Origin of the sequence: Microbacterium sp. 13-71-7, from assembly GCF_002257455.1 — a bacterium.
Lineage (GTDB): Bacteria > Actinomycetota > Actinomycetes > Actinomycetales > Microbacteriaceae > Microbacterium.
This window is the reverse complement of record NZ_NCKN01000210.1, coordinates 1-7,089: the sequence shown is the minus strand read 5'-3', so window position 1 is coordinate 7,089 and position 7,089 is coordinate 1. Positions and strand designations below refer to the sequence as shown.

7 protein-coding genes are annotated in these 7,089 nt (G+C 70.7%); 2 read left to right on the top strand and 5 right to left on the bottom strand.

Annotation, left to right across the window (positions count from 1 at the left end; all coding sequences use genetic code 11):
- Both B7X32_RS16660 and B7X32_RS16655 read left to right on the top strand, forming a co-directional pair.
- Positions 1-812 (top strand): ABC transporter permease subunit (locus B7X32_RS16660; RefSeq protein ID WP_292722127.1); only part of this gene is annotated, 812 nt, incomplete at its 5' end.
- Positions 809-1,933, top strand: a complete 1,125-nt coding sequence (locus B7X32_RS16655) for an ABC transporter ATP-binding protein (RefSeq protein WP_292722124.1) — start codon at positions 809-811, stop codon at positions 1,931-1,933. The genes B7X32_RS16660 and B7X32_RS16655, both read left to right, overlap by 4 nt.
- A 101-nt stretch (positions 1,934-2,034) precedes the next feature.
- Here B7X32_RS16655 and ilvC read toward each other — a convergent pair whose 3' ends face one another.
- The 5 genes from ilvC to B7X32_RS16630 all read right to left on the bottom strand — a co-directional run.
- A complete protein-coding gene (gene ilvC / locus B7X32_RS16650; RefSeq protein ID WP_292722121.1) occupies positions 2,035-3,063 on the bottom strand; it encodes a ketol-acid reductoisomerase in 1,029 nt (342 codons plus the stop codon).
- A 92-nt stretch (positions 3,064-3,155) separates the two neighbouring features.
- On the bottom strand, positions 3,156-3,665 hold the full coding sequence (gene ilvN / locus B7X32_RS16645) for an acetolactate synthase small subunit (protein WP_292722118.1): 510 nt from the start codon (positions 3,663-3,665) through the stop codon (positions 3,156-3,158).
- 3 nt (positions 3,666-3,668) lie between these two features.
- A complete protein-coding gene (locus B7X32_RS16640) occupies positions 3,669-5,471 on the bottom strand; it encodes an acetolactate synthase large subunit (protein WP_292722115.1) in 1,803 nt (600 codons plus the stop codon).
- Positions 5,472-5,895: 424 nt separating this feature from the next.
- Positions 5,896-6,687 carry a trehalose-phosphatase gene (gene otsB / locus B7X32_RS16635; protein WP_292722112.1) on the bottom strand — a complete coding sequence of 264 codons (792 nt, stop codon included), beginning with the start codon at positions 6,685-6,687 and terminating at the stop codon, positions 5,896-5,898.
- Positions 6,684-7,089, bottom strand: a 406-nt coding sequence (locus tag B7X32_RS16630; RefSeq protein WP_292722108.1) for a trehalose-6-phosphate synthase, incomplete at its 5' end; no start/stop codon positions are given. The genes B7X32_RS16630 and otsB, both read right to left, overlap by 4 nt.

Below are 7,089 nucleotides of genomic sequence, written 5' to 3'. Positions count from 1 at the left end.
GGATCCGGCTGCGCGGATGGCAGCTCCCCGCGCAGGTCGCCCTGCTCGCGCTCGGGATCGCCGCACTCGGAGTCCCCGCCGTCGTGATCGGCGGGTGGCTGGCTTACGGGGGCTCGGCGGTCTGGATGGCCCCCGATCTGGTGCCGACCCTCCTGCAGACCCTGGGCCTCGCGCTCGGCGGCGGCCTCGTCACGGTGATCGCGGCGTTCCCGCTCTCCTGGCTCGCGGTCCGGCACCCCGGGCCGTTCAGCCGCCTGCTGGAGCGGACGAACTACATCACGAGCTCGATGCCGGGCATCGTGCTCGCCCTCGCGCTCGTGACCGTCTCGCTCTTCTTCGTGCCGGCGCTGTACCAGACCACCGCGCTCCTGCTCATCGCCTACGCGCTGCTGTTCCTCCCCCGCGCCCTCGTCCCGCTGCAGGCGGGGATCGCCCAGGCTCCGCAGAGCCTGGAGGAGGCGGCGCAGGCCCTCGGGCGCCGCCCTCTGCGGGCGTTCTTCGGCGTCACCCTGCGTCTGGTGGCTCCCGCCACGGCTGCCGCGCTGGCGATGGTGTTCCTCGCCGTGGCCGGGGAGCTCACGGCGACGCTGCTGCTCTCGCCGATCGGCGTGCAGACCCTCGCCACGCGGTTCTGGAGCCTGTCGAGCGAGATCGACTTCGCGGGGGCCGCGCCCTACGCGACGCTGCTGATCGTGCTCTCCGCCCCCATGACCTACCTGCTCTTCCGGCAGTCCGCCGCGCTCTCCCGCGCGGACGCCTCCGCCGCCCCTGCCCCGGCGACGTCCTCCCTCACCACCGCGGAGACCGCATGATCGCTCACAACCTCGGATCCCTCGGCGCCGTGCCCTCCCCCGGCACGGGTCCGCTGCCGACCGCGCACCTGCAGGTCGCCGGCGTCACCGCCTCTTACGGCGGCCACAGGGTGCTGCACGGGGTGGACCTCGCCGTGCAGACGGGCGGGATCACCGCCGTCGTCGGCGCATCGGGATCGGGCAAGACCACGCTGCTGCGGATCATCGCCGGCTTCGAGCGCCCCGATGAGGGCGAGGTGGTGCTCGGCTCCCACACGGTCGCGGGCCCCGGAGCATGGGTGCCCGTGCACCGCCGCGACATCGGCTACGTCACCCAGGACGGCGGGCTGTTCCCGCACCTGACCGTCGCGCGCAACATCTCCTTCGGCCTGGACGACCTCGGCCGCACCGATCGCGCCCGGCGCGTGGCCGAGCTGCTCGACCTCGTCTCGCTCCCGCGGGACGTCGCGGAGCGCCGCCCCGATCAGCTCTCCGGAGGGCAGCAGCAGCGCGTCGCGATCGCACGGGCGCTCGCCCGGGAGCCCGAGCTGATGCTGCTGGACGAGCCGTTCTCCGCGCTCGACACCGGCCTGCGCGCCGCGACCCGTGAGGCGGTGGCGCGCATCCTCACCGACGCGGGCACCACGACCATCCTGGTCACGCACGATCAGTCCGAGGCGCTGAGCTTCGCGGATCAGGTCGCCGTGATGCGCGACGGCCGGCTGGTGCAGACGGGGCATCCGTTCGTCGTCTACACGCGACCGGCGGATCGCGGCGTGGCGGAGTTCCTGGGCGAGGCGATCGTCCTGGACGCATGGCTGGACGGATCCCTCGCGTCCTGCGCGCTCGGCTACGTGCCGGTGCGCAACCCGCCCGCGCGGGGCCGCGTGCAGCTCATGCTGCGGCCGGAGCAGGTGCAGCTCGTCGCCGACTCGCCGATCCGCGCGACCGTCGAGAAGGGCGTGTACTTCGGATCCGAGACCTCGGCGCGGATCCGGCTGGAGCCGCGCGCCGACGCGGATCCGCGCCTCGATCCGGAGCCGCCCGTGATCACGATCCGGCACGCGAATGCCGCGCTCACGCGTCCCGGGCAGCGCATCGCCCTGCGCGTCGTCGGCGAGGGCGTGGTCTTCCCGGCGTAGCGCCGCCGGGGTCTCCCCGGGGTTCCCCCGAGGTTCCCCAGGGCCGGAACGAAGAACGGGCGCCCCTCGAAAGGGACGCCCGTTCTCAGGAGAACCGCGGGTCAGCGCGCAGCGCTGCCCTCGACGTAGTCCTCGTCCTGCGACTTCCAGGCGAAGAGCGCACGCAGCTCCTTGCCGGTGGCCTCGATCGGGTGCCCCTGCTCCTTCTCACGGAGAGCGAGGAACTCGGTCGCGCCGTTGTCCTGGTCCTCGATGAACCGGGTGGCGAAGGCGCCGGACTGGATGTCCGCGAGGACCTCCTTCATGCGGTCCTTGACACCGGCGTCGATGATGCGCGGGCCCGAGACGTAGTCGCCGAACTCGGCGGTGTCGGAGATCGACCAGCGCTGCTTGGCGATGCCGCCCTCCCACATCAGGTCGACGATGAGCTTGAGCTCGTGCAGCACCTCGAAGTAGGCGATCTGCGGCTGGTAGCCCGCCTCGGTGAGGGTCTCGAAGCCGGCCTGCACGAGGTGGCTCATGCCACCGCAGAGCACGGCCTGCTCGCCGAACAGGTCGGTCTCGGTCTCCTCGGTGAAGGTCGTCTTGATGACGCCGGCGCGGGTGCCGCCGATGGCCTTCGCGTACGACAGCGCGGTCGCCCAGGCGGTGCCCGTGGCGTCGCGCTCGACGGCGATGATGTCGGGGATGCCACGGCCGGCGACGAACTCGCGGCGCACCGTGTGGCCGGGGGCCTTCGGCGCGATGAGGATCACGTCGACGCCCTCGGGCGCGTCGATGTAGCCGAAGCGGATGTTGAACCCGTGCGCGAAGGCGAGGGTCTTGCCCGCGGTGAGGTTCGGCGCGATCGAGTCGCGGTAGATGCCGCGCTGGTGCTGGTCCGGCGCGAGGATCATGATCAGGTCGGCCCACTGGGTGGCCTCGGCGACGGTCTTGACCGCGAAGCCCGCCTCGGACGCCTTGGCGATCGAGGCCGAGCCCTCCTTGAGGGCGATCGTGACCTCGACGCCGCTGTCGCGCAGGTTCATCGCGTGCGCGTGGCCCTGCGAGCCGTAGCCGACGATCGCGACCTTCTTGTTCTGGATGATCGACAGGTCAGCGTCTGCGTCGTAGAAGATCTCGGTGCTCACTGTGTGTTTCTCCTTGTTGGGGTTTCGGGTGCCGGACCCTTGCGTGCTTCGCCAGGCTCCGCAGGCTCGGGGATCGGCAGTGGTTCTGTGGGTCAGCCGCGCAGCACGCGCTCGGTGATGCTCTTGCCGCCGCGGCCGATCGCGAGCAGGCCGGACTGGGCGAGCTCCTTGATGCCGAACGGCTCGAGCGCCCGCAGCAGGGCGTCGACCTTGCCCTTGTCGCCGGTGACCTCGATCACCAGCGCTTCGGGGGCGTAGTCCACGACGGACGCGCGGAAGAGGTTCACGACCTCCAGCACGTTCGAGCGGGAGTTGTTGTCCGTGCGCACCTTGATAAGCATGTGCTCACGCTGCACGGACGCGTTCTGCTCGAGCTCGACGATCTTGATGACGTTGATCAGCTTGTTCAGCTGCTTGGTCACCTGCTCGAGCGGGAACTCCTCGACGTCGACGACGACCGTGATCCGGGAGATCCCCGGAACCTCGGTCACGCCCACGGCGAGCGACTCGATGTTGAAGCCGCGGCGCGCGAACAGGCCGGCGACGCGGGTCAGAAGGCCAGGAGTGTCCTCCACCAGGAGGCTCAGCACATGCGTGGACATGGATCAGTCCTCCTCGTCGAAGGCGGGCGCGTGGTCGCGCGCGTACTGGATGTAGCTGTTGCTCACGCCCTGCGGCACCATCGGCCACACCATGGCATCGGCGCTGACGACGAAGTCGATCACGACGGGGCGATCGTTCGTCTCGAGCGCGAGCTTGATGGCGGCGTCGATCTCCTCCTCCTTCTCCACCCGGATCGCGAGGCAGCCGTAGGCCTCGGCGAGCTTGACGAAGTCGGGGATCCGGATCGTGCCGTGCCCGGTGTTCAGGTCGGTGTTCGAGTGCCGGCCCTCGTAGAACAGGGTCTGCCACTGGCGGACCATCCCGAGGGAGGAGTTGTTGATGATCGCGACCTTGATCGGGATGTCGTTGATGACACAGGTCGCGAGCTCCTGGTTGGTCATCTGGAAGCAGCCGTCGCCGTCGATCGCCCAGACCACGCGCTCGGGCTCCGCGACCTTGGCGCCCATGGCCGCCGGAACGGCGTATCCCATGGTGCCCGCGCCGCCGGAGTTCAGCCAGGAGTTGGGGCGCTCGTACTTGATGAACTGCGCCGCCCACATCTGGTGCTGACCGACGCCTGCCGCGTAGACCGCCTCGGGCCCGGTGAGCGCGCCGATCCGCTGGATCACGTGCTGCGGGGACATGAGGCCGTCCTCGGGCTGCGTGTACCCGAGCGGGAACTCGGCGCGCAGCCCGTCGAGGTAGGCCCACCACTCCTCGATGTCACCCTTGGCGCCACCGGTGAGGCCGCGGAACGCCACCTCCAGATCGGTGATGACCTCGCGCACGCCGCCCACGATCGGCACGTCGGCCGTGCGGATCTTGGAGATCTCGGCGGGGTCGATGTCGACGTGGACGACCTTCGCGTTCGGGGCGAACAGTTCGGCCTTGCCGGTGACACGGTCGTCGAACCGGGTGCCGAGTGCGACCAGGAGATCGGCCTCCTGCAGCGCCAGCACGGCCGGGACCGTGCCGTGCATGCCGGGCATGCCGACGTGCTGCGGGTGCGAGTCGGGGAAGGCGCCGCGCGCCATCAGCGTGGTCACCACGGGCGCGCCCGTGAGCTCGGCCAGCGCCAGCAGCTCGGCCGACGCACGGCCGCGGATGATGCCGCCGCCGACGTACAGCACGGGCTTCTTGGCCTCGGCGATCAGCGTGGCCGCGGCCTGGATCTGCTTGCCGTGCGCCTTGGTCACGGGACGGTAGCCCGGCAGGTCGTACTTGGGCGGCCACACGAACGGGGCCGTGGCCTGCTGGGCGTCCTTGGTGATGTCCACGAGAACGGGACCGGGACGACCCGTGCTGGCGATCTCGAACGCCGCGGCGATCGCGCCGGGGATGTCCTCGGGCGTCTTCACCAGGATCGAGTGCTTGGTGATCGGCATCGTGATGCCGACGATGTCGGCCTCCTGGAACGCGTCCGTGCCCATCAGGCGGGAGAACACCTGACCGGTGATCGCGACGATCGGGATGGAGTCCATGTAGGCGTCCGCGATCGCGGTGACGAGGTTCGTCGCACCGGGGCCGGAGGTGGCGATGGTCACGCCGACCTTGCCGGAGGCGGTGGCGTACCCCTCGGCGGCGTGCCCGCCGCCCTGCTCGTGGCGCACGAGGATGTGGCGCAGCTCGGTCGATGCCATCAGGGGGTCGTAGACCTCCATGATCGCGCCGCCGGGAATGCCGAAGACGTCGGTGACGCCGAGGAGCTCGAGGGAGCGCACGACGGCCTGCGCGCCGGTGAGGACGGGCGCCGACGCCGGACGGGCGGGCGGACGCGGGACGGCTGGAGCGGTATCAGCGGTCATGAAGGTTCCTTGCGATGGTGAACGATCGACGGAAGCGGCGGGACGATGCCCCGTCGCGGACGACTCTCCGACCCGGTCCGCCGGGGGCGGAGCGCAGGGGTCGGGAATGCTGGGCTGGAACGCCTCGGGTGCAGCGCGGAGAAGTCGGCTCTGATCCGCGACGGACGCCGTCGCGGCATGAGCCCGGCTCAGGCGTCTCGACGAGTACATCGAGAGCACGAGCCGCGATATCGACCCGATTCAGATCACCATCGCGCCCGGCGGCCTGCGAGGCCACCGGAGCTCTGCGTCCGATCCGGGATCCGGTTGTGCCGACCACGGTTCGAACGTGCATCAAGCCTAACCCATGATCGACGACGCTCCCGCCGCCCGCGCGCGCGAGGGACGGACGATCGGATCCGTGCTGCGCGCGCATGGAAGCAGTCTATTGTGCGGCTGCTCTGGCGTCCGCCAGGGCGTCGAGCAGCACGGCGAACGCCGCAGGATCCGCGACCCGCAGCGTCGCCGCGGTCTCGCCCGCACCGATCCGCACGCCCAGATCCGCGCCGCCGAGCGTGCGCATGCCGTCCTCGTCGGTGACGTCGTCGCCGGCGAACAGCACCGCGGTGGCGCCGACGTGCGCGCGCAGCCGTGACAGGGCCGCGTCCTTGCCCTCGTCCCGCCAGGAGTACTCGCGCAGGTGATGACCGGTGCGCCGCCGCCACGAGGGGATCCTCTCGGGCGCCCACTTCTCGACGCGCGCGAAGGCCAGCTCCTCCTGCCCCGGCGCGGCGGTGCGGGTGTGCACGCCGAACCCGAAGGTCTTGGGCTCGTGCACGACGCCGTCGAGATCCGCGATCAGCGCGCGCAGCTCCTCGATGACCTCGGCGCGGTCGGCCGGTTCGGTGGAGAGATCGGTCTCCTCCCCCGTGTCCGGGAACCAGAACTGCGCGCCATGGGATGCGGCGAGCAGGATCGGGGATCCGTCCTCGTGCTCGGTGATCTCGCGCAGGTCGTGCAGGCTCCTCCCCGACGCGTACGCGACGAACGTCTCCGGCAACGCGGCCAGGCGGTTCACCGCGGCGACGGCCGCGGGCAGCGCCCTCGCCGACATCGGGTCGGCCACGTGCGGCGAGACCGTGCCGTCGAAGTCGAGCGCCACCAGCAGGCGCGGAGTGCGCGCGATCGCCGCGAGGGCGGGGTCGGTCTCTGCGGCCACGGTCCAGTCGCGGGTCATCGTGCGCTCCGTACGTTCTCGAGGGCCGCGAGGAAGTCCCGCGACCAGGCGTTCACATCGTTCTCCAGCACGCGCTTGCGCAGGGCCCTCATGCGCCGGGACTGCTCCCGCGGCGGCATGTCGACGGCTTGCATGATCGCGTCCTTGAGCCCTTCGATGTCGTGCGGGTTGACGAGCACCGCCTGGCGCAGCTCGTCCGCGGCGCCGGTGAACTCGCTGAGCACGAGGACGCCGCGCTGATCCCCGCGGGTGGCCACGTACTCCTTCGCGACGAGGTTCATGCCGTCCCGGAGCGCCGTGACGAGCATCGCGTCGGCGGCCAGGTACAGGGCGACCATCTCCTCACGGGGGAACCCCTGGTGCAGGTATCTGATCGCGGTGTGATCCATGGTGTCGTGATCG

Bases quoted from the DNA above. Each gene is read 5' to 3' on its own strand.
- ilvN (WP_292722118.1), bottom strand. From the start codon at position 3,665: ATGTCCACGCATGTGCTGAGCCTCCTGGTGGAGGACACTCCTGGCCTT.
- B7X32_RS16655 (WP_292722124.1), top strand. From the start codon at position 809: ATGATCGCTCACAACCTCGGATCCCTCGGCGCCGTGCCCTCCCCCGGC.
- B7X32_RS16640 (WP_292722115.1), bottom strand. From the start codon at position 5,471: ATGACCGCTGATACCGCTCCAGCCGTCCCGCGTCCGCCCGCCCGTCCG.
- otsB (WP_292722112.1), bottom strand. From the start codon at position 6,687: ATGACCCGCGACTGGACCGTGGCCGCAGAGACCGACCCCGCCCTCGCG.